General features: G+C 63.7%; 14 protein-coding genes. 11 read left to right on the top strand and 3 right to left on the bottom strand.

Annotation, left to right across the window (positions count from 1 at the left end; genetic code table 11):
• Positions 1-250 precede the first annotated feature (250 nt).
• The 7 genes from IEX85_RS09290 (at position 251) to IEX85_RS09260 (ending at position 13,877) form a co-directional block, all read left to right on the top strand.
• Positions 251-6,367: a type I polyketide synthase gene (locus tag IEX85_RS09290; protein WP_188860311.1), complete on the top strand. Its 6,117-nt coding sequence runs from the start codon at positions 251-253 to the stop codon at positions 6,365-6,367.
• Positions 6,368-6,541: 174 nt separating this feature from the next.
• Positions 6,542-7,828, top strand: a complete 1,287-nt coding sequence (locus IEX85_RS09285) for an aminotransferase class I/II-fold pyridoxal phosphate-dependent enzyme (protein ID WP_188860310.1) — start codon at positions 6,542-6,544, stop codon at positions 7,826-7,828.
• 10 nt (positions 7,829-7,838) lie between these two features.
• Positions 7,839-8,648: an outer membrane lipoprotein-sorting protein gene (locus IEX85_RS09280; RefSeq protein ID WP_188860309.1), complete on the top strand. Its 810-nt coding sequence runs from the start codon at positions 7,839-7,841 to the stop codon at positions 8,646-8,648.
• A complete protein-coding gene (locus IEX85_RS09275) occupies positions 8,645-9,838 on the top strand; it encodes a hypothetical protein (protein ID WP_188860308.1) in 1,194 nt (397 codons plus the stop codon). The genes IEX85_RS09280 and IEX85_RS09275 overlap by 4 nt, the downstream gene beginning before the upstream one ends.
• 134 nt (positions 9,839-9,972) lie before the next feature.
• Positions 9,973-12,351 carry an efflux RND transporter permease subunit gene (locus IEX85_RS09270; protein WP_188860307.1) on the top strand — a complete coding sequence of 793 codons (2,379 nt, stop codon included), beginning with the start codon at positions 9,973-9,975 and terminating at the stop codon, positions 12,349-12,351.
• 1 nt (position 12,352) lies between these two features.
• Positions 12,353-13,120: a thioesterase II family protein gene (locus tag IEX85_RS09265; protein ID WP_188860306.1), complete on the top strand. Its 768-nt coding sequence runs from the start codon at positions 12,353-12,355 to the stop codon at positions 13,118-13,120.
• A 178-nt stretch (positions 13,121-13,298) separates the two neighbouring features.
• Entirely contained in the window at positions 13,299-13,877 is a 579-nt protein-coding gene (locus IEX85_RS09260; protein ID WP_188860305.1) for an LON peptidase substrate-binding domain-containing protein, read from the top strand.
• A gap of 9 nt (positions 13,878-13,886) precedes the next feature.
• Here the strand turns inward: IEX85_RS09260 and IEX85_RS09255 are convergent, their stop codons facing one another.
• Genes IEX85_RS09255 through IEX85_RS09245 form a run of 3 tightly spaced genes read right to left on the bottom strand, consistent with a single transcriptional unit; the run spans position 13,887 to position 15,982 of the window.
• Entirely contained in the window at positions 13,887-15,224 is a 1,338-nt protein-coding gene (locus IEX85_RS09255; protein ID WP_188860304.1) for a hypothetical protein, read from the bottom strand.
• Positions 15,217-15,633 (bottom strand): group II truncated hemoglobin, encoded by a 417-nt coding sequence (locus tag IEX85_RS09250; RefSeq protein ID WP_188860303.1) that lies wholly within the window; start codon positions 15,631-15,633, stop codon positions 15,217-15,219. Before IEX85_RS09250 ends, IEX85_RS09255 begins: the two co-directional genes overlap by 8 nt.
• A gap of 31 nt (positions 15,634-15,664) precedes the next feature.
• Positions 15,665-15,982, bottom strand: coding sequence for a DUF3301 domain-containing protein (locus IEX85_RS09245; protein ID WP_188860302.1), 318 nt, complete (start codon positions 15,980-15,982; stop codon positions 15,665-15,667).
• A 232-nt stretch (positions 15,983-16,214) separates the two neighbouring features.
• Between IEX85_RS09245 and IEX85_RS09240 the strand changes: the two genes are divergently transcribed.
• The 4 genes from IEX85_RS09240 (at position 16,215) to IEX85_RS09225 (ending at position 21,372) form a co-directional block, all read left to right on the top strand.
• Positions 16,215-17,678: a protein adenylyltransferase SelO gene (locus IEX85_RS09240; protein WP_188860301.1), complete on the top strand. Its 1,464-nt coding sequence runs from the start codon at positions 16,215-16,217 to the stop codon at positions 17,676-17,678.
• Positions 17,679-17,802: 124 nt separating this feature from the next.
• The gene (locus IEX85_RS09235) at positions 17,803-18,522 is read left to right on the top strand and encodes a DUF599 domain-containing protein (protein WP_188860300.1); all 720 of its coding nucleotides are present in this window, start codon (positions 17,803-17,805) and stop codon (positions 18,520-18,522) included.
• 108 nt (positions 18,523-18,630) lie between these two features.
• Entirely contained in the window at positions 18,631-20,550 is a 1,920-nt protein-coding gene (gene htpG, locus IEX85_RS09230) for a molecular chaperone HtpG (protein WP_188860299.1), read from the top strand.
• Between the two features lie 453 nt (positions 20,551-21,003).
• On the top strand, positions 21,004-21,372 hold the full coding sequence (locus tag IEX85_RS09225; protein ID WP_188860298.1) for a TraR/DksA family transcriptional regulator: 369 nt from the start codon (positions 21,004-21,006) through the stop codon (positions 21,370-21,372).
• The last annotated feature ends 37 nt before the right edge of the window (positions 21,373-21,409 follow it).

Raw genomic sequence — 21,409 nt, 5'->3', positions numbered from 1 at the left:
TTTAATGTTGCGCTGTCTTGATATCGACTGACGGCTATACGCTTTTTGCCGTTTTCCTGTGTGTCTGAATAATGCCTTTCGGGCATTTCGGTAATATTCAGCTATGCAATAAGCGCTTCCATTCCGGCCGTCGCGGGGGATCCTTTTGGCTCCCCGATGACAGCTGTCGGGTTGAGTTGTTGCGCTCAGAATTGGCCGTCAGAAGTGGCGGCCTCTATGGATAAAAACTTTAGGTGAAAGGAGTTCGGTCATGGAAAATGCTGATGGCGCTACTAGCGATTATGAGCAAGTCAAAGTCGCGGTTGTTGGCGCTGCGTGTAAATTTCCAGGCGGATCTAACAATCCAGAGCTGTTCTTTAAAAACCTCCTTTCCGGGAGAAACTATGCCAGCAAGGTCCCCATGGATCGCTGGTCTCTGGAAAAATTCAGCAACGCCAGCGACTCCGCGGGCAAGGCGTATGTCGAGTCTGGCCACTTCCTGCACGACTACGACTACCGTGGCTTCGATGCTGAATTCTTCAACCTTTCGCCACGTGAAGTGGAATTCCTCGACCCGCAGCAACGGATGCTCCTGGAGCTGAGCTGGGAGGCGCTGGAGTCCGCCGGGCTCGATCCGGAGCAGATGGCCGGTTCTGATACCGGGGTCTTTGTCGGCGGTTTCACCGTCGACCATCTGCTCAACCAACTGGGTGCGGGCGCCAGGGACACCATTGCTTCCCATAGCGCTGCCGGCGCCACTCTCACCATGCTGTCCAACCGAATTTCCTACGCATTCGACTTCCATGGCCCCAGCTTCTCGCTGGATACCGCCTGCTCCTCATCGCTGGTGGCCTTTGCTCAGGCGGTCTCGTCGATTGAATCCGGCCAGTGTGAAGCGGCGCTGGTGGGTGGTGTCAATTTCATGCTGCGTCCTGAGTACACCATCGCCATGTCGAAAGGCCGCTTCCTGGCCAAAGATGGCCGCTCCAAGAGTTTCGACTCCCGTGCCGACGGCTACGGTCGCGGCGAAGGCGGCGGTGTAGTGGTGCTGAAGAGCCTGGCCGCCGCGGAGCGTGACGGCGATTCCGTTCTGGCGGTGGTGGAGGGCGTCGGCGTCAATCAGGATGGTCGCACCAGCGGCATCACCGTGCCTAATCCCAGCGCACAGCGCGACCTCATGAAAAAGGTGTTGTCGACCAGTGGCTGCGATGCTGCCGAGGTCAACTATGTCGAGGCGCATGGCACCGGTACAGGGGTGGGCGATCCGCTCGAGACCAGGGCGATCGCCGAGGTTTACGGGCGTGACAACGACTGCTGTGTCGGTTCGGTCAAGGCCAGTATCGGGCACCTCGAAGCCGCCGCCGGCATTGCCAGTGTCATCAAGTCCGTGATGATGTTGCGCAACAATAGGGTACCGCCGGTCGCGGGGCTGGAAACCGTCAACCCCGCGATACCGGAACGTATTTTCCTGCCGCGCTCGCCGGTGCCCCTGGTGGCCGACGGTCAGTCGGCCAGGATCGCCATCAACTCCTTTGGCTATGGCGGCACCAATGCGCACCTCATCCTGTCCGGTCGGCCTGAATTTAACACCCGCGACGGTGAGAAGGGCGTCCTGCGCGAAGGCCAGCGGTTGCTGCCGGTTTCCGCGCGCGATGCCGACGCCTTGCGGGCCCGGGCCTCGCAGTTCGTGGCTCTGCTGGCCTCGGACGAGGTTGCGCTGGACGACGTTCTCTTCACCGCCTCTAACAGGCGTGCCCAGCTGTCGCACCGCCTGGCGGTCTGGGGTGATTCCAGGCAGTCGCTGCGAGCGGCGTTGCAGCAGTACCTCGATGGCGAGCTGCCGCCGGGGGCTTCCCAGAACGTGCGCGCGAGCTCCGCCGACAAGCGTATTGCCTTCGTTTACACCGGAATGGGGCCGCAGTGGCACGGAATGGGGCGCGAGCTCTACGAGCACAATGAGGTCTTTCGCCGCACGCTGCAGGACGCTGACGCGGTATTCAGCAAAATCGCCGGATTCTCCATCCTCGAGGAAATGCTCAAGGACGAGGAACACTCCGAAATCAAGCGTACCGAGTATGCTCAGCCGGCCAACCTGATGGTCCAGCTGGGCCTGACCGCGGTGCTGGCGGCCGAAGGGGTAACCCCCGATGCGGTGGTCGGTCACTCGGTTGGCGAGGTGGCCTCGGCCTGGGCGTCGGGCATGCTGACCCTTGAAGAAACCCTGCTGGTGAGCTGCCAGCGCAGCCGTATTCAGGCGACCACGGCCGGGCAGGGCAAAATGCTGGCGCTGGGCGTCGGGGAGGCCGCTGCCACCGAGCTGATCGCGCCTTACGCGGGCAAGGTTTCGCTGGCGGCAATCAATTCGCCGGCCAGTGTCACCGTTGCCGGCGATGCCGCCTGCCTGGACGCTATCCTGGCGTCCGCAACCGAGCAAAGCCTCTTTGCCCGTATGCTCGATGTGGCGGTGCCCTATCACAGCCCGGTAATGGAACAGCTCAAGCCCGAACTGCGCAGGCAGCTGGCGATGCTGGCCCCGGCGTGTGCCCGCACTGCGCTGTATTCGACCGTGACCGGCGGCACTGTGGGTGACGCGGCAGAGGCCCGTCGCTTCGATGCCGAATACTGGTGCGACAACGTGCGCGAGCCTGTCCATTTCGCCGCGGCGATTCGCAGCATGCTGGCCGACGGCTACACGACCTTTGTCGAGATCGGCCCGCACCCGGTACTGCGCCGCGCAATCGAGGAGGTGTTCCAGGAGGAGGGCGCCGATGCACGGGAAGTCGCCACGCTCTGGATGAACAAGCCCGAAGGCCTCTCGGTGCAGCAGGCGGTGGCCGATATCTATACGGCGGGCGGCGGCCTCGACTGGCAGAGCCGCGAAGGCGGCGGTCGCCTGGTCAATCTGCCCGCATACCCGTGGCAGCGCAAGCCCTTGTGGCGCGAGTCCCTGTGGCAGGCGAGCGACCGGACTCGCGAGCAGCTCGATCCGCTGTACGGCCACGACGGTGCCGATCTCAATCTGAGCCGGCTCAACTACCTCGACGACCACAAGGTGGACGGTGTCGCCATCATGCCGGCTGCAGGCTTTCTCGAGGCCTTGTGCGAGTCGGCGCGGGAACGCTGGCCGCAACTGGATGCACGCAGTGGCTGGAGCCTGCGCAATATCGACATTCTGGAGGCGCTGATTCTCGACCGGGAGCGCGCGCTAAACCTCAACGTCATCTTCGACGAATTCACCAGCGAGGCCAAACTGCTGGCCAGCGACAGCCTGTCGGAGCGCGACGCGGTGGTGCATGCGCGGGCGCAGCTGTTTCCGCTAAGGATCAAGGCGGTTGCGCAGCTCGGTGAGCGCGCTTTCGAGGACTTCGACGGCGAAGCGGTCGATGCCGCCCGGCTGTACCGGGAACTGGGTGAGCTGTCGCTGCAATACGGCCCTGCCTTCCAGTCGATCGTCGGCCTCAAGCGCGACCGGGCGCAGGGCGAAGCGCTGGTGCTGCTGGAGCGTCCCGAGACGGCGGGCGAGGACAGCTCGATGTATGTCCTGCATCCGTCGCTGCTGGATGGCTGCTTCCAGTCGGCGATCGCGTTGCTGGAGCCCGCCGACGGCGCTTACCTGCCGGTGTCGATCGACGCACTGCAGGTATTCGATACCGCACCCGAACGGATGCTCTGCAAGGTCAGTATCGTGGAAAAGAGCGCGGCGCAGATCGTGGTCGATTTTGAACTGGCCGACGAGAGCGGTGCGGTGTTCGCGATGGTGAAGCGCCTTACCTATGCGGCGTTACGCGGCGCCTGCGAACCCGACCGTTTCCCGAAGGGCGACTACCAGCGACGCTGGAACGAGCAGCCGGCGCTTGAAAGCGTCGACCCGAATGTGACCGCCCTGGCCATCATCGCAGGCCCGATGGAGCCGCTGGCCGATGTCCTGCTCGAGGTAGGCGCTTCGGTCGGCATTCCGTGTCAGCGCTACGCCATGGAGGACCTGCAGGATCCTTCGGTACTGGCGTCGGCCTCGCATATCGCCTACATCGCGTGGTCGGGCCTCGAGCCTGACTGGGACCCGACCGGGCAGGGCAACGCCGCTGAACTGCTGACGCTGCTGCAGGGCCTCAATGGCGCCGGCTGCAACGGCAAGCTGCGCGTGGTCACGCGGTTGTCGTCGACGGTGGTCGAAGGCGATCAGGTCATACCCGGGCAAACCGCCATCGCCGGCTTCGCCCGTGTCGCCCGCAACGAGCTGGAGGCGCAGGATATCGTCATTATCGATATCGACCGGGTCTCGGCCGACGAGACCATGGCCCAGGCGCAAAGCCTGTTCGTCGAGATCATCAATGCGGCCAGGATCGATGAGGTCGCCATTCGCGACAGCCGCCGCTATGCGGTCGAGCTGGTCCGGTCCAAGGTGCTCGAGTCCGCCAGCACGGTGCTGGTCGACGACGTCTCTGCGACCCCGGTCAGCCTGGCGGTTGCGGGCAACGAAATCAGCGCCCGTGTGATGACGGCCAGCCCGCGCCTGGGTGTGAGCGAATACCGCATCCGCATCGACCGGCTGGCCCGCCAGCACGGCAACGAGACGATGATGGCCGTTTGCGCGACCGTGCTCGAGTGTGGCGCCGGCGCGACCCGGTTCAGCGTCGGCGAGCGCGTCGCAGGGGTTCTGCCTTACCGTCTCGACTCCCGGCAGGTGGTATCGGAGTCCGAGGCGCTGCTGGTGTCGGCAGCCGCGGCCGCTCCGGAGGCCCTTCAGGCCAGCCACGCCATCGTCGAGGTACAGGCGTTGCTGCTCGAGCACGCCTGTGCCGCGATGGCAGGCGCCGAGGTGCTGGTGGATGACAGCGCCCTGGGCGGCGCGCTCGGCCGGCGCTTCGAGCGGGCCGGGGCGCGCGTAACCCGATTCGATCAGTTCGATGCCGCCGCCGCGCAGCGCTTCGATCTGATCGCAGGTCCGCTGGCTCAGTGGAGCCGAAGCCTCGGTTTCAGCAGCCTGGCGCACGAAGGGCAACTGGTCGACCTGAGCCCGGAGCCGCAGCCATTCGCCCTGCCGTCGCACTGTGGCGGCCTGGTCAGGGCGGTCACCGACTTGTCCGGCCTCAGGAAGTCGCAAGCCTATGCCAGGGCTCTGGAGGACATTATCCGAGAGGCGAGCGAGGGCCGGCTGCCGAAGACCACCGAGTGGGGCCTGCAGGCGCTGCTCGAGCAGGGCGCGGCAGAGTCGGACCCGGGTGGGTGGCAGGAACTGCTGCTCTGCGCCGGGCAGGCGCCTTTCTCGGCCATGGGGCCGGATTTGCCGGCTTTTTCGGCCGATGGCAGCTACCTGATTACCGGCGGCTTTGGCGGCCTGGGCGCCGAGGTGGCGCGCTGGCTGGCAGCGCATGGCGCGGGCCATATCGCGCTGGTGAGCCGCCGCGGCGGCGCTACGCCCGGTGCCGACCTGTTGATTCGCGACCTGGAGCAGGCCGGCGCCAGCGTCAGCACCCACGCGGTCGATATGGCCCGGGCCGATGCGGTGGCGGAGCTTATTCGGTCCCTCTGTCGTGACGCCGCGCCGCTGAAGGGCGTATTCCACGCCGCCGGGGTGCTGGACGATCAGCTGCTGGTGGATATGCCGCCCGAGTCGCTGGCGCGAGTGATGGCGGTGAAAGCGGGCGGTGCGCTTAGCCTGCACCGGGCGCTGGAATCGCTGTCGGTGGAGCTGGAGCATTTCGTGCTGTTCTCGTCCATCGCCAACCTGGTGGGCAACAGCCGCCAGGCCAACTACTGCGCCGCCAACGGCTTCCTGGATGGTCTGGCGCACCTGCGGCGGACCCGGGGGCTGCCGGCGCTGAGCGTGAACTTTGGCGCCATTGCCGCTGTTGGCATGCTCGAAGAGGACGCCCGTATCGGTCAGCATCTGACGCAGATCGGTCTGGCGCCACTGCACGTCGGCACCGCACTGCGGGGCCTGGGGCGAGCCCTGGTGCAGGGCCAGACACAGGTGGCCATCGCCGAGCAGATCGCCTGGGAACGCTGGGCCGCGTACGAAACCGTGGGCGGCGACTCGCCGGCATTCAGCAAGCTGGTGGCTGAGAGCCGCGATGCCGCTAATGGCGACGCTTCGCTGGTCGCGCAGCTGCACCAGGCGGTGAAATCCAGCTCCGAGGCGGAGGGCAGGGCGGTGTTGCAGAACCTGATCGCGGACGTGATCGCCATGGTTCTGAAAACTTCGCCCGAGCGGCTCAAGCCGGACCTCGCGTTCGATGCGTTCGGCGTCGACTCGCTGATGTCCACCGAGATCCAGATCAATCTCGATCAGGCCATCGGCATCGGCTACTCGGTTGTCGAGCTGCTGGGGCACGCGACGATCAACGCTCTGGTCGACAAGGCCTTTGCCGAGATCACCGCAGCCTAGCCCGAACCCAGTTCACAGCATCAACAAGCGTATCCGCTGCCTGCCGGGTTCCGGTCGGTGCCCAGCTGCACCGACCGGGACCGCCATCGCCGGACCTTGCGAAAACCGGGACTCGCAGCGCCTTGATTCATCGTTTAAATGGACCTTATTCCCGTGACCACACAGATGTCATCCATGGACAGTTTGCTCAACCAGATCCGGGCAAAAATTCAGACTCCCGATGCCTCGCCGGCCCAGGAGCACGCGCCGTTGCAGGCCCGGGATTACCCCGAGCATGCAATGCTCGAGCGCATTCACTCGCTCTACGGCAACGGTTCGACGCTGCGTAACCCCTACTTTCTACCCCGCAGCGGCACCGTCTCCGGGGTGCTGGAGATCGAACAGGAGGAGTATGTCACCTTCTCCAACTACAACTATCTCGGCCTTTCCAACGACGAACGCGTTAAAGAGGCGGCATGCGCCGCCATTCATCGGTACGGTACCCATGCCGGCGCCGCCCGCATGGTGGGCGGGGAGTGCGAGCTGCACCGGGAGCTCGAGCGTGCGCTGGCTGATTTCACCGGCTTTGAAGCCGCCACGGTCGGGGTGGGGGGGTACAGCACCAACGTCTCCGCGGTGGGCTATCTGCTCGACAAGCGCGACCTGATCCTGCACGACGAGTACATGCACAACAGTGGTGTCATGGGGGCCGTCATGTCAGGGGCGCGGCGCATCGCATTCCCGCACAATGATATGGGCGCGCTCAAGCGCCTGCTCGGCGAGAATCGCAAGCAGCATCGCAAGACGGTCATCCTGGTCGAGGGCGCCTACAGCATGGATGGCGACCTGGTCGACCTGCCTCGCCTGATCGAGCTGAAAAAGGAGTTCGGCGCCTGGCTGATGATCGACGAAGCCCACTCCTGCGGCACCGTTGGCGCAACCGGTCGTGGCGTCTGCGAGCATTTTGGCGTGCCCACCTCCGAGGTGGAGCTCATCGTTGGCACGTTGTCGAAAAGTTTTGCCAGTTGCGGGGGCTTTCTGGCCGGCTCCCGGGAATTGATCGAATTGCTGCATCACTTCTGTCCCGGTCTGCTGCTCTACAGCACCGGGATCAGCCCGGCGAACACCGCGGCGGCGCTGGCCGCTGTGGAAATTGCCAGAGCCGAGCCCGAGCGCGTCCAGCGTCTGCAGAACAATGCGCGCACCTTCAAGCAGCTGGCCGAGGCCGAGGGCCTGGATTGCCGCACCAGCGTGCCCGGCGTACCCATCGTGCCGCTGATGATCGACGACGACAAGGCGCTGCATCTGATGTCCTCGCTGCTCGAGCAGCGCTTTATCTCCCATGCCGTCATGCACCCGGTGGTGCCGCGCGAGGCGGCCCGCCTGCGCTGCTTTATCAGTGCCGATCACACGCAGGAGATGATGGCCCGAATGTTACGGCTCATTGCCACTGAAATCGCCGGTTCAGATAAAACCAATTAAGGAGATCGACATGTTAAAAGCCCGGTATCTTCCCCTGACGGTTGTCTCGCTGATGGCCGCGAATATCGCCCTGGCCAATACGCCGGCCATGGTCTCCGATGAGCGCGGTCGCGAAATCGCCCAGAGCGTCGATCGCAATGACGCGGGTTTTGAAGACTATGTCGTGGTCGGGAAAATGACCGTCAACCGCCCCGGTGGCGTGAGCGCCTCGCGGGTGTTCGAGATGAACACCCTGGAGCTGCGAGACGATGGCGACAAGCGTCTGGTGGTATTTTCACAGCCGCGCGACCTGGCCGGCTTCGTATCCCTGACCTACACCCACCCCAACGCGCCGGACGATCAGTGGATCTACCTGCCGGCGACCAATCGCTCCAAGCGGCTGGCCTCGCGGGACAAAACTGGCTCCTTTGCAGGGTCCGAGTTCTCCTACGAGGATATCGCCACCTGGGAACTCTCCAACTACGACTACAAGTTCATCCAGGATGAGCCCTGCGGCGAGCCGGCAACCACCTGCCACACCATCGCCAACATTCCCAAATACGAACACTCGGGTTATCAGAAGCTCGTCGAGACCATCGATCCGCGCATCTGGCAGCCGGTGCGAATCGTCTACTTTGACCGCCAGGGCCGCGAGCTGAAAAAACTCGAGTTTTTCGATTACGAAGAGTACGAAAACAAGCATTGGCGTCCGGGCCGCATGGTCATGACCAATATGCGAGACGGCTCGCACTCGGAAATCGTCTGGGAAGATTACCGCTTCAAAACGGGCCTGAGCGAAGCTGATCTGACCGATACCCGCCTGGAGTACTGGTCTCGATGAGATTAGGCGTTGCCGCAACAGTGCTGCAGACCGCAGCACTGTTGCTCTCGATGAATGCCGGCGCGGGCGGGCCTCGAGGGAACCTGGCGCTGGATGTCGCTGCCTACCCGGACGCTCCGCTGTTCGGCGATCAGAACGACAGTCGGCTGCAGCCGAGCCTGTCGGCCAGTATCGACTGGACAGCCCGCCTGTCCAGGGACCTGCGGTTCGATTTTAGCGCCAACGGCCGGGTCAATCCCTACGCGCGAGACCGGCTGTTCGGCGATATCAGGGAAAGCCTGCTGCGCTTCCGGGTGGCCGGTACCGACTTCAAGGCCGGCGTGGTGCAGGAAAACTGGAGTGTGCTCGAGGCCTGGAACCCGGTGGATATCGTCAACCAGCGTGATCTGGTGGAGGACTACCAGGGTGACGCCAAGCTGGGGCAGCCGGGCGTGACCGCCACGACCCGCTACAGCGACTGGGTGCTGTCCGCTTTGGTGCTGCCCTACAGCCGCGAGCGGCGCATTGCCGAGGGTGAAGACCGCCTGCGAAACCTGCCCGTCCCGGTCCGGGACACCGAGTTCGAGGCAGGGCAGGGTCGCAGCGGCGTCGCGTTGAGGGGGCAGCACCGGTTGGGCGACTTCGACCTGGCGCTGTCCTACTTCGATGGCCATGCCAGGGAGCCCATATACCGGCCGGTCACCGGCCCGGAGGGGCTGGTCGGCTTCGATGAGGTGTACGAGCGCATCGCTCAGACGGGCGTTGAATTGTCGTACGTGATCGGCGACAGCGTGCTCAAGGGCGAGGTGATCTATCGCAGTGCCGACTCGGACGATTTCGCCGGCGCCGGCATTGGCTCCGAGACGACCTTCAATCAGCTGACCGACGGCTTCGACTCGATCACGCTGTACCTGGAGGGGTATTACGACGGGCGCGGCGATCAGGCTGCGTTGACGCCGTTTCAACGGGATATCTATATCGGCGCCCGATATAACCGCAACGATGTCTATGACTCTTTGCTCGACGTGCGCCTGACCCATGACCTGGAGTTTCATTCCAATCTGGTCGATATTCGCGCGTCGCGACGAATCGGGCGGCAGCAGACCCTCGAGCTGCAGCTGCTGGCGCCGCTGTCCGTCGACGGGGACAGGGCATTGCAGGGTTACGAAAACGATCAGCGCGCCAGGCTCAGTTGGGCCTGGTATTTTTGAGCCGGCTTTCCGGCAGGCGTAAGTGAAAAAGGCGGGTCGCGCGGACGCCCGGGCGATACCGTTGGCTGAATACAACAGCTGACGCGCTCATCCGGAGCCTGCCAAGCGGCCTGATCAGTCAGGGAGATTTTGCGATGGGTAGTTTGCGCACGGGCCGCCGGGAGCGTTGCGGTTTGGGAGCGGTGAAAGGGTTTGTCGAGCGGTACCTCACCTTTGTCACCGCGAATCCGGTCAAGGTGCTGATCGGTTCCATGGTGTTGGCGGCTCTGCTTATGGCCGGCATGTCGCAGCTGACATTTCGCAGCGACAACCGGGTGTTCTTCGCCGACGACAATCCCGAGCTGCAGCAACTGGAGAGGTTTGAACAGCTATACGGCCGGGATGACAACCTGATCTACGTGGTCAAGGCCCGGGAGGGGGATCTGTTTACCCCCGAACGCCTGAACGCGATCAATGAAATCACCGACGCCGCCTGGGCGCTGCCGGATGTCAAACGAGTCGACTCGGTGACCAACTTTCAGCGGGTCCGCGCGGTTGGCGACGACATCGAGATCGACCACCTGGCACGCTCCGGCGATTCCCTGACGGCGGCGCAGGCGCGCCAGCTGAAAGCGGACTCGGTACTGGAGCCGCTGTTGATCGACCGCCTGCTGTCGCGGGATGGCACTCTGGGTCTGGTGGTGGTGCAGTTCAGCTTCCAGGCCGATACCGCTTCGGCTCAGTCTGAAGTGGCCATGGCGGCGGGTCAGAAAACTCTCGATCGGTTTGCGCTGCAGTACCCGGACCTGGAGCTGGGGCTGTCGGGCTCGGTGGCGCTGGATCACGCCTTTGTCGAGGCGAGCACCTACGACAGCTCGGTGTTGCTGCCCATTATGCTGGTGATACTGCTGCTGATCATCGTGGTGGCGTTGCGCTCGGTCGTCGGTGCGGTTGCGACCTTCCTGGTGATCATGCTGAGCACGCTGTGCGCGCTCGGTCTCTCCGCGATGCTGGGAATCCCGTTGTCCTCGCCGAGCGTTATCGCACCCAATATCATTCTCACCCTGGCGACCTGTGATTGTATCCATATCTGTGCCGGCATGATGCGTCACCGCCGCAGTGGCCTCGGCCGGCCGGAGGCCGTCAAAATGGCGCTGCTCGAATGCTGGTGGCCGGTCACCTTGACCACCCTTACCACGTCGATCGGCTTCCTGACGCTCTCCTTCAGCGCCGTACCGCCTTTCGCCCACCTCGGTATCATCGTTGCGATCGGTTCGCTCATGGCCTGGTTCCTGTCCGTGAGCTTCTTTCCTGCGCTGCTCTGTGTGCTGCCCTGGCGCGGCAAGGACAGCTCCGTGCCGGCAGAGCGCTTCAGTGGCGCTGTGGCCCGCATCGTGCTGGCGAATCCGCGGCGCCTGCTGGCCGGCATCAGCGCCGTCGCCGTCGTGCTCTGCTCGCTGGCATTCACCAATGTGCTGGATGACCGTTACGTGCGTTACTTCGATCAGAGTTTCAGCTTTCGGGAAGCCACAGACCGCATGAACGAAGATCTTGGCGGCTTTTATATCCTCGAGTTTTCGCTCGACTCCCGCGAGGAGGGCGGCATCGCGACGCCGCAGTACCTGCAGGAGGTGGACGCCTTCGCAGGCTGGCTGCGGCAGCAGCCGGGCGTGACGCATGTGCACGGGCTGCCCGACATCATGAAAACGGTAAACCGGGCCATGCAGGGCGGCGACGCCAATGCCTATGCCTTGCCGGGCAATCGCGATCTGGCGGCGCAGTACCTGGCCCTGTACGAGATGTCGCTGCCGTTCGGTACGGACCTGCGCAATCAGCTCACGGCCGACAAGCGCTACAGTCGGCTTTCGGTCAGCCTCAACGATATCTCCACCCGGGACATGACCGATCTGCAGGCGCGCGCCGAAGCCTGGGCGGCGGACAATACGACGCTGGTCGCCGCATCGGCCAGGGCCACCGGAACATCGCTGCTCTTCGCCCATATCGGCAACCGCAATATTCAGGAAATGCTGCAGGGCATCGCCATGGGCGTGCTGGTGGTCTGGGTCATTTTCCTGGTCGCTTTCCGTTCGCTGGCGCTGAGCCTGATCGGCACTTTCGCCAACTTCATTCCCTGTCTGGCAACGCTCGGCATCTGGGCGCTGATCAACGGCGAAGTGGGCATGGCGGTGGCGACGGTGGCCTCCGTGACCTTCGGTGTCGTGGTGGATGCGACCATCCACATGCTCTGCGGTTTCGTGCGCATGCGGCGGGACAGGGGGGCGAGCAGCGCAGAGGCGGTGCGCGCCACCTTCGAATCGGTCGGGCCGGGCCTGGTGACGATGACGCTGTCGCTGGCGGCCGGTTTCCTGTGCCTGGCGTTCTCCGGTTTCCAGATCAATGCGTGGATGGGCACGATGGCGGCGCTGACGATTTTCGTTGCCCTGCTGTTCGATCTCTTCTTCATGCCCGCGATTCTGTTGCTGCTGAAGCCCCGCCAGCAAGGTCGTGGCGCAGTGGCAATGGAGGCGCAGTAACATGAGCAGCGCTTCGCTCTTCGTCACGCCCGAGGCCCGACCGGCCGCGAGGGCCCGCTTGATCTGCTTCCCCTTCGCCGGCGGGGATATCAATGCCTATCTGCCCTGGCTGTCCCGGCTGGATCCGCAGCTGGAGCTGGTCATCGTGCAGCTTCCGGGGCGCGGTCAGCGTGCCCGGGAGCGGCCCTTTGCCCGGATGGACCTGCTGGTGGACGAGCTGTTCGGCAACATGCTCTCCCGGCTCGACAAGCCGTTCGCGTTCTTTGGCCACAGCATGGGCGGCAAGATCGCCTACGAGCTGGCGAAGCGACTGCAGCGCGAACAGTTGCCGCTGCCGGAGCTGTTTGTCGCCTCCGGCAGCGGCTCGCCCTGCCTGCCGCGGCGCGGTGCTCCCGTTCACAGGCTGCCGGATGCTCTCTTCAAAGAGAAGATCCGCGAGCTGTCCGGGGTGCCCCGGCAGGTGCTGGAGAACGAGGAGCTGATGGCCTTTGTTCTGCCGATCCTCAAGGCCGACTTCAAACTGGTCGAGAGCTATGCAGGCAGGTTCGAGTCGCCACTCTCGTCGCGTCTGCTGATTCTCGGTGGGAACGCGGACACCCTGGTCACGCGGGACGAGCTGCTGGCCTGGCGCGAGCTCTTTGTGGAAACTGACGGGATTCGTCTTTACGACGGCGGGCATTTCTTTATCAACCAGCACAGCGACGACATCATCGACAGGATCAATGTCAGCCTGCTGGGTGGTGAAGTGCCAATGCATCGCGCTTCATAACGGGCTGATGGTTTCTCCGCTTGTACCGTCTGTCGGTACACCAGGTCACAGGGGTAGCGAACCGTTCCTGCCCCTGCTGCGTACCGGGTCAGTGTCCGCGTGCGCTTTGCGCGCAATTGCAGCCGGATCTGGCTGCGCTATGTTGATAGTTGACGTCCCGGCCTATTCGGAGAACCCCATGGTCAGCCTGCCACTGTTTCCGCTGCCTGTTGTGCTTTTCCCCGGCACCCGCATGCCGCTGCAGATATTCGAGCCACGCTATCTGCGCATGGTCTCCGATGCCTTCAAGCAGGGACAGGGTTTCGTGATCGTGCAGACCCGGCAGGATGAAGAGGCCGTCGACGGTCAGACACCGTTTTACGATGTCGGCGGTTACGGCGAAATCGTCGACTTCAGTCCGCTGCCCAACGACCGGCTCGGGATCGTGGTGCAGGGGTTGCGCAGAGTGCGGATCGGCGAGGTGCAGGCCGAGGCGGACAACCTGCTGATGGGGCGCTGCGACTGGCTGGCGGACGAGCAGGCCGAAGCGGTGCCGCCGCGTTTCGAGCCGCTGCAGATGCTGCTGCGCGAGATGCTCAAGCATCCGGCGCTCAAGCCGCTGGCCGGCGAAGAGGAAATCTGCAACGCGGTCAGCCTGGGCTTCCGCCTTGCCGACTGGCTGCCATTCAGCGCCGACGACAAGCAGGAGCTGCTGGCCTGCGAAGATCCCGGCAGGCGCCTGCAGCTGATAAACGACTCTATCGACTGGGACGACTGAGGCGCTCCGTTACAGCAAGCGCTCGAACAGCTGCAGTACCGCGACGTCGAGCACGAACAGCAGCAGGCAGAAGCGCCAGTTCCACGCCATCAACCGATAGCCGCTGATACTGAAACGTCCCTGCATGGCCAGGTGCATGCCGGAGCAGGGCGATACGATCACGCCGAGCGACCAGCTCATCAGGCAGGCCAGCGCCAGCAGCTCCGGGCTGTCGGCGACCGGCAGCAGCATGCCGGCGCAGCTGCTGAGCGTAATCAGCGGGTGCACGCCTATGACGGCGGCGATGCCGCTCAGCGCGACCAGCCCCGCCGCCTCGGTGGCGCCGAAGTGCGCCAGGTGCAACTCGAATCCACTGATCTCGACCCAGGCCGCGATGCCGGCGGTGAGCACGCCGGCCGCGAGGAACAGCAGCAGTTCGCCGGCCATCCCGGGCAACGCGAGCTCGATATGCCGGCGGTAGCGGTTCCCGGCCGCTTCGACGCCCTGGCGTTTTGACAGCGCCAGCAGTGGCAGCGAAAGCGCACTCAGGGTAATCAGCGTCGTGATCGCAAGCCCCGGGGCCAGCAAATGCCCGGTCAGCACGATTGCTACCAGCAGTAGCGGCAGCTTCAGGGCATCGCTACGCATCGGGTAGCCGGCGAAGGTATCGCTCTTGCCGTTATGTCCGAGTAACAGGCCCGTCAGCAGTACGGCCGGCACGGCCACTGCAAGGCCGCCGAGGCTGACCGGCAACAGGCCGGCGCTGGGGGCGAGCGTCAGCGCCAGACCCATGGCGATGAACATCGGTGACCAGAGCGAGGCCAGCCCGAATCCGCGCGACAGCACCAGCGCCTGCGCCTGCTGCAGTGGGCGTGCGGCGTGCAGCCGGTCGCCGATAATGGTCAGCGCGGAAAAGTTGATGGCGGCGCCGAACAGATGGGTACCCAGCAGGGTTTGCCACAGCGCCCTGCGGCCCCGGGGCAACGCGCGCGTCAGGCTGTTGTCGGCTTCGGCGATCAGACGCAGGAAACCCACCGCGACCAGCATCGCAATCAGGTTCTGGCTGCCGCCGACGGCGTTCAGGACGAAATTCTGACCATCTCCCTCGAATCCGGCGGCCATAAGGCCGCTGAGGCCGACGGCAAGCATCACGCCGACCTGTACCCGCTGCAGTCTGGATATGCGGCGAAACAGCAGCGCTCCGGCAGCCCAGGCCAGCACGCCGGGCACGAGCGCCGGCACCAGGCCGGTCAGGGCACTGAGCAGTGAAAAAAGAGCGGTGAACAGTAACAGCCATCCGGCGAGGCTGCCGGTCGGCCAGTGCCGGCGCAGCGACGGTCCGCGGCGGCCGGCGGTCGTTTCATTCACGATTGCGGCACCGCTCGGCCGGGACGCTGAGCGCCCGCAGCAGGTAATCCCTGAAGTCCTGGGGCCAGGGCTGCTGCTCGAGGGCCCTGCGCATGCACAGCAGCCAGGCGTCGCGCTCGCTGCTGCCGATGGCCAGATGGGCGTGGGCCGCCGGAATGCTGATCGGCCCGTATTTTTCGCGATAGCGGCGCGGGCCCCCGAGCCAGCCGCAGAGAAAGCGGCTCAGCTTGTCGCGGGACTCGCTGAGGTCCTCCGGGTGCATGGCGCGAATGGCCGCTGCCTCCGGCAAACGCTCCATCTGGTCGTAAAAGGCATCCGCCAGACGGGCGATGCCGGCCTCGCCGCCGGCGGCGAGAAATGATGTGTCGCCATCGCCGTACTGGCGCTGGCCGGGCTCGGAAATCTGCATGGTGAGGACTGAAACCGTAACGGAAGTGAGGTCAGATGCGGTGCGGTGGTACCAGTATGGATTCTACCCGATCGCCGAGCGTGACGACACGGCCACGGTAGCGGTCGTCGCCGCTGGAGGTGAACTCGAAGTTGTACGACCGCCACCAGCGCAGGCGGCCGGAGGCGTCCCGCTTCAGCCAGATGGCACGCAGGCCGATGCTGTCGTCGAGCAGCTGCAGGTCCAGTTCCTCGCAGTGGCGGCGGGTAGCGCGCAGCGCGACTTCCTTGACCCGCTGTCCCTGCCACCAGTGCAGCCCGATCAGCACGATCAGGCTGAGCCAAAAAAGATCCTTGAGGTCGAAGTACATGGGTAAGTGGTAAGTCGTGAGTCGTAAGCCGGCTATCATATCGTTTACCACTTACCACTTACCACTTACCACTTACCACTTACCACTTACCTACTGACAACCGCTCCTGCGTTGCCAGCACAGCCACCATCCCTGGCGGTGACTTACCACTTACCACTGCAGACTGCTGTCTATAGTTGATTAAAATGCTAGGGTATAGGGGTTGTTCAACCCGTACCCGAGCGAGTCTCCCATGCGTACCCTGGAATCCCTCAACTTCGACAACAGCTATACCCGTCTGCCGGAGCATTTCTACCAGCGGGTCGAGCCCCGCGCGCTGAAAGGGGCGCACCTGATCAGCTTCAATCCGGAGGTGGCGGCGCTGCTCGACCTCGATCCCTGCGCCGTGCAGCCCGAGGCGCTGGCGCGCTACTTCGGCGGCAGTGAGCTGCTGCCCGGAAGCGAGCCGCTGGCGATGAAATACACCGGGCACCAGTTCGGCGTCTACAATCCGGCCCTAGGCGACGGCCGCGGGCTGCTGCTCGGAGAGGTGGTGAACGATGCCGGCGAGCGCTGGGATCTGCATCTGAAGGGGGCCGGCAAAACTGCCTTTTCCCGCTTCGGCGACGGTCGCGCGGTACTGCGCTCCAGTATTCGGGAGTACCTGGCCGGAGAGGCGATGCACGGGCTGGGAATCGCCACCACCCGCGGTCTCTGCCTGGTGGGCAGCGACGACTACACCATGCGCGAGGGCATGGAGCCCTGCGCCATGCTGCTGCGGGTCAGTCGCTGTCATATTCGCTTCGGCCATTTCGAGCACTTCTACTATCGCAACATGCATGACGACCTAAGGCTGCTGGCGGACTACTGCATCGAGCGTTACTTTCCGGATCTGGCCGGCGAAGAGAACCCCTACCGGGCGATGTTCGCCCGGGTGATCGACACCACCGCCGCACTGGTGGCGCGGTGGCAGGCCTACGGCTTCGTGCATGGCGTGCTGAACACCGACAACATGTCGCTGCTCGGGGAAACCTTCGACTACGGTCCCTACACCTTCCTCGACCAGTACCGCCCGGACTATGTCAGCAATCAGAACGACCACGAAGGGCGCTATGTCTTCCGAGGCCAGCCCGGGGTCGTTCTCTGGAATCTGGCGTGCCTCGGCCAGGCGCTGCTGCCGCTGGTCGAGCGTGAAGCGCTGGAGGCCGAGCTGCAGCGTTTCACCTCGCTCTACGAAAGCCATGAGCTGGCACGCTTTCGCGACCGTCTAGGCCTGGCACAGGTCGAGGCAGGGGATGCCGCGCTGGTGGACAGTCTCAAATCCCTGCTCGCCGAGCAGCGCATCGATATGACGCGCTTTTTCCGTCGCCTGTGCGACTTCGACGGCGGTGATGCCTCGATCGCCGTGCTGATGGAGCTGTGGCCGGATCCGTCGCGCCTTACCGACTGGCTGCTGCAGTACCGCGAGCGGCTTTCACGGGAAACTGTCGACTTCGCGCAGCGTCGGGCGCGGATGCGCGGCGTCAACCCGAAGTACCTGCTGCGCAACTATATGGCCGAGGAGGCGATACGTGCCGCGCATCAGGGCGACTTCTCGCCGGTCAACGCGCTGCTGACGCTGCTGCGCCGGCCCTTTGACGAGCTGCCGGAGTTCGAGCGCTTCGCCGGCGAGCCGCCGGACTGGGCCGGCGCCATCTGTCTGACCTGTTCGTCCTGAAACGCGGAGGAGCCGTGCCTCGCGGCGAATAGGGTTGGCACCTTCGGCATTCGCGACGGGGCGTCGCTCCTACGGCTCATCTCCACTACAATAGCGGCCTTTCCGGTCTAGAGGGACGCAATCGATGGTACAGGGATTCGTCATGGACCACTGGCCGCATCTGGTGGCGATGGTTTGGTTCGTGGTCTGTTTTCGCGGCTACATGTACTACTCGCGGGTCAAGAGCAAGACCACCGCCTGTCTTGCCAGCGTGATGCACCTGTACCGGCTGGAATGGATGCGACACATGCTGATGCGCGAGAACCGCATTCCGGACACCAGCGCCATCGCCAACCTCGAGCGCACCGTGGCCTTTTTCGCTTCCACCACCATGCTGATTCTGGCCGGTCTGATGACGCTGCTCAGCGCCAAGGACAAGGCGATCAGCATCGTGTCCGAAATTCCCTTCGCCTATCCCACCGGGGCGGGGGAGTGGGAATTCAAGCTGCTGCTGCTGCTGGTGCTGTTCGTCTATGCCTTCTTCAAGTTCACCTGGAGCCTGCGCCAGTACGGCTTCGTCTCGGTGATGGTCGGCGGTGCGCCGCTGCCGGGCGAGGCCTTTTCCGACCAGCGCCTCGAGGCGCACGCCGCCCGTATCGCCAAGATGACCTCACTGGCGGCCAACAACTTCAATATCGGTCTGCGCACCTATTATTTCTGTCTCGCGGTGCTGGGCTGGTTCATCCATCCCGGGCTGTTCATGCTGGCCTCGACCACCGTGGTCTACGTGCTGTACCGGCGCGAGTTTTCATCCTCGACCCTCAACTCGCTGATGCTGAGCGCCGAGGCTGACGACGCGCACTGATTTCAGGTTCCTGTTGTCGGGGGGTTGAATTCCCCGACGCCGGCCCCATCTTCTGTTTCAACGCTTTTTTTACCCCGAAACTGTTGCAGAACAAGGGCCTAGCAATCCATGAGCATCGAAACCCAGAAAGAGACTCTCGGTTTTCAGACAGAGGTGAAGCAGCTGCTGCACCTGATGATTCACTCTCTGTATTCGAACAAGGAAATCTTCCTGCGCGAGCTGATTTCCAACGCCTCCGATGCGGCGGAAAAGCTGCGTTTCGAGGCGCTGTCCCACGCCGACCTCTACGAGAACGACGGTGATCTCAAGATCCGCGTCAGCTTCGACGAAGAAGCGAAGACCGTCACCATCGAAGACAACGGCATCGGCATGAGCCGCCAGGATGTCGTCGACCACCTGGGCACCATCGCCAAGTCCGGCACCTCCAGCTTCCTGTCGCAGCTGACCGGCGATCAGCAGAAGGACAGCCAGCTGATCGGTCAGTTCGGCGTCGGTTTCTACTCGGCGTTCATCGTCGCCGACCGGGTCGATGTCTTCACCCGTCGTGCCGGCCTGCCGGCGGCCGAGGGTGTGCACTGGTCCTCGGCGGGCGAGGGGGAATTCACCATCGCCACCCTGGACAAGCCCGAGCGCGGCACCCGTATCGTGCTGCACCTGAAAGAAGGTGAAGAGGAGTTCGCCAACGGCTGGCGCCTGCGTTCGCTGGTGCGCAAGTATTCCGACCATATCGCGCTGCCGGTGGTCATGCAGAAAGACGCGGAAGAGTTCGAAGGCGAAGAGGGCGAGGAGAAGGCCAAGGCGGAGCCGCAGGACGAGACCGTCAACAGCGCCACCGCGCTCTGGAGCCGCGCCAAGAACGAAATCAGCGATGACGAGTACCGCGAGTTCTACAAGCACATCTCGCACGACTTCAGCGATCCGCTGAGCTGGAACCACAGCAAGGTCGAGGGCAACCTCGAATACACCTCGCTGCTGTATCTGCCGGAGAAAGCACCGTTCGATCTGTGGAACCGCGAAGCGCCGCGGGGCCTGAAACTCTACATCCAGCGTGTCTTCATCATGGATCAGGCGGACGAATTCCTGCCGCTGTACCTGCGCTTCATCAAGGGCGTGGTCGATTCCAACAACCTGTCGCTGAACGTCTCGCGCGAGATCCTGCAGAAGGATCCGCAGGTCGACAAGCTGCGCGCGGCCCTGACCAAGCGCGCCCTCGACATGCTCACCAAGCTGGCCAAGAACGACGCCGAGAAATACCAGGCGGTGTGGAAGGAATTCGGCGAGGTGCTCAAGGAAGGCCCGGCGGAAGATCAGGGCAACCGTGAAAAGGTGCTCAAGCTGCTGCGTTTCGCCTCGACCCACACCGGCAACGCCGAGCAGACCGTCAGCCTGGACGACTATATCGGTCGCATGCAGGAAGGCCAGGGCAAGATCTACTACGTCGTCGCCGATTCCTACAACACCGCCAAGAACAGCCCGCACCTGGAAATCTTCCGCAAGAAGGGCATCGAGGTGCTGCTGCTGACCGATCGCGTCGACGAGTGGATGATGAGCCACCTGTTCGACTACGACGGCAAGTCGTTCCAGGATGTGACCAAGGGCGAGCTGGACCTCGGCGAGGTCGAGAACGAAGAGGAAAAGAAAGCCCAGGAAGAGACCGCGAAGGAATTCGAGGGCCTGGTCGAGCGTCTCAAGACCACGCTGGGCGACAAGGTATCGGATGTGCGCATCACCCACCGCCTGACCGATTCCCCGGCCTGCCTGGTGCTGGGCAGCTACGATATGGGCGCGCAGATGCGTCGCATCATGGAAGCGGCCGGTCAGCCGGTGCCGGAGTCCAAGCCGACGTTCGAGATCAATCCGCAGCACCCGCTGATCCGCAAGCTCGACAACGAAGTCGACGAGGATCGTTTCGGTGAGCTGGCGCTGGTGATCTTCGATCAGGCGGGCCTTTCCGCTGGCGGGCAGCTCGACGATCCGGCCGCCTATGTGGCGCGCCTCAACAAGCTGCTGCTCGAACTCAGCCAGTAATCGCGTTACCGGCTTCGCCCGACAAGCCGCGGACGGTTCGCCGTCCGCGGCTTTTTCGATCTGCGCGGCAGGTCTGGAAACGGCCTTGCCGGAGATCCTCGGGTGCGGCGATCGTTATGAAAAATCTTTGCTGCGGGTATCTGGTAATTGGGCGAGAAATGGGTGACACTCGCCAGAGTAACACCTCAACATTCCCGATGATTTTGACAATGATGTCCGGTATCCAACGAACCATCAACGCGTCCCGACTGCAACTGTGTGGCCGAGCGCAGCGCCCCTTCGCTGCGTTCGCTCCGGCACGGCAGGAGGGTATCACCTCAGAGCAGACGCTCGGGCGGACAGACCGTTAAGCCACGACTGTGACATCACCAGGCGGGCCCGACGGGCCCGCCTTTTTTTTGTTTTTTTTCGAATACGGCGGGTGGCACCCGTTACGCAACAGAGAGTTTCACCATGGAACAGAACCTACAGGACGAACATCTGCAGCAGGTCGAGCAGGCTCTGCGCAAGCTTCAGCGTGATCTGAACGAAGAAATCGAAGGACTGCGCGAAGTGCTGGAGTCCGGCAGCGGCGAGCGCAAGCAGTACGACACCAGCGAGCGCAGCGATGCGCTGCAGCAGAACAGCATGGCCAAGGCCAACCTCTCCGCCTGCGAACGGCGCCTGCGGCAGGTGCATATCGCCTTGCGCCGGATTGCCGAGGGTGACGAGGACTTCGGCTACTGCAGCAGCTGCGACGCCGAGATTCCGTTCGCGCGGCTGCGCGTGCGTCCCGAATCCCCCCTGTGCCTGAGCTGCCAGCAGAAGCAGGAAAGCCGCTAACCGGGCGACGCCGTCACCCGGTCGCTGCGCGCAAGCC

Origin of the sequence: Marinobacterium nitratireducens (genome assembly GCF_014645375.1) — a bacterium.
GTDB lineage: Bacteria > Pseudomonadota > Gammaproteobacteria > Pseudomonadales > Balneatricaceae > Marinobacterium_A > Marinobacterium_A nitratireducens.
The sequence above is the reverse complement of the archived record's forward strand: the minus strand, read 5'-3'. Positions and strand labels throughout refer to the sequence as shown.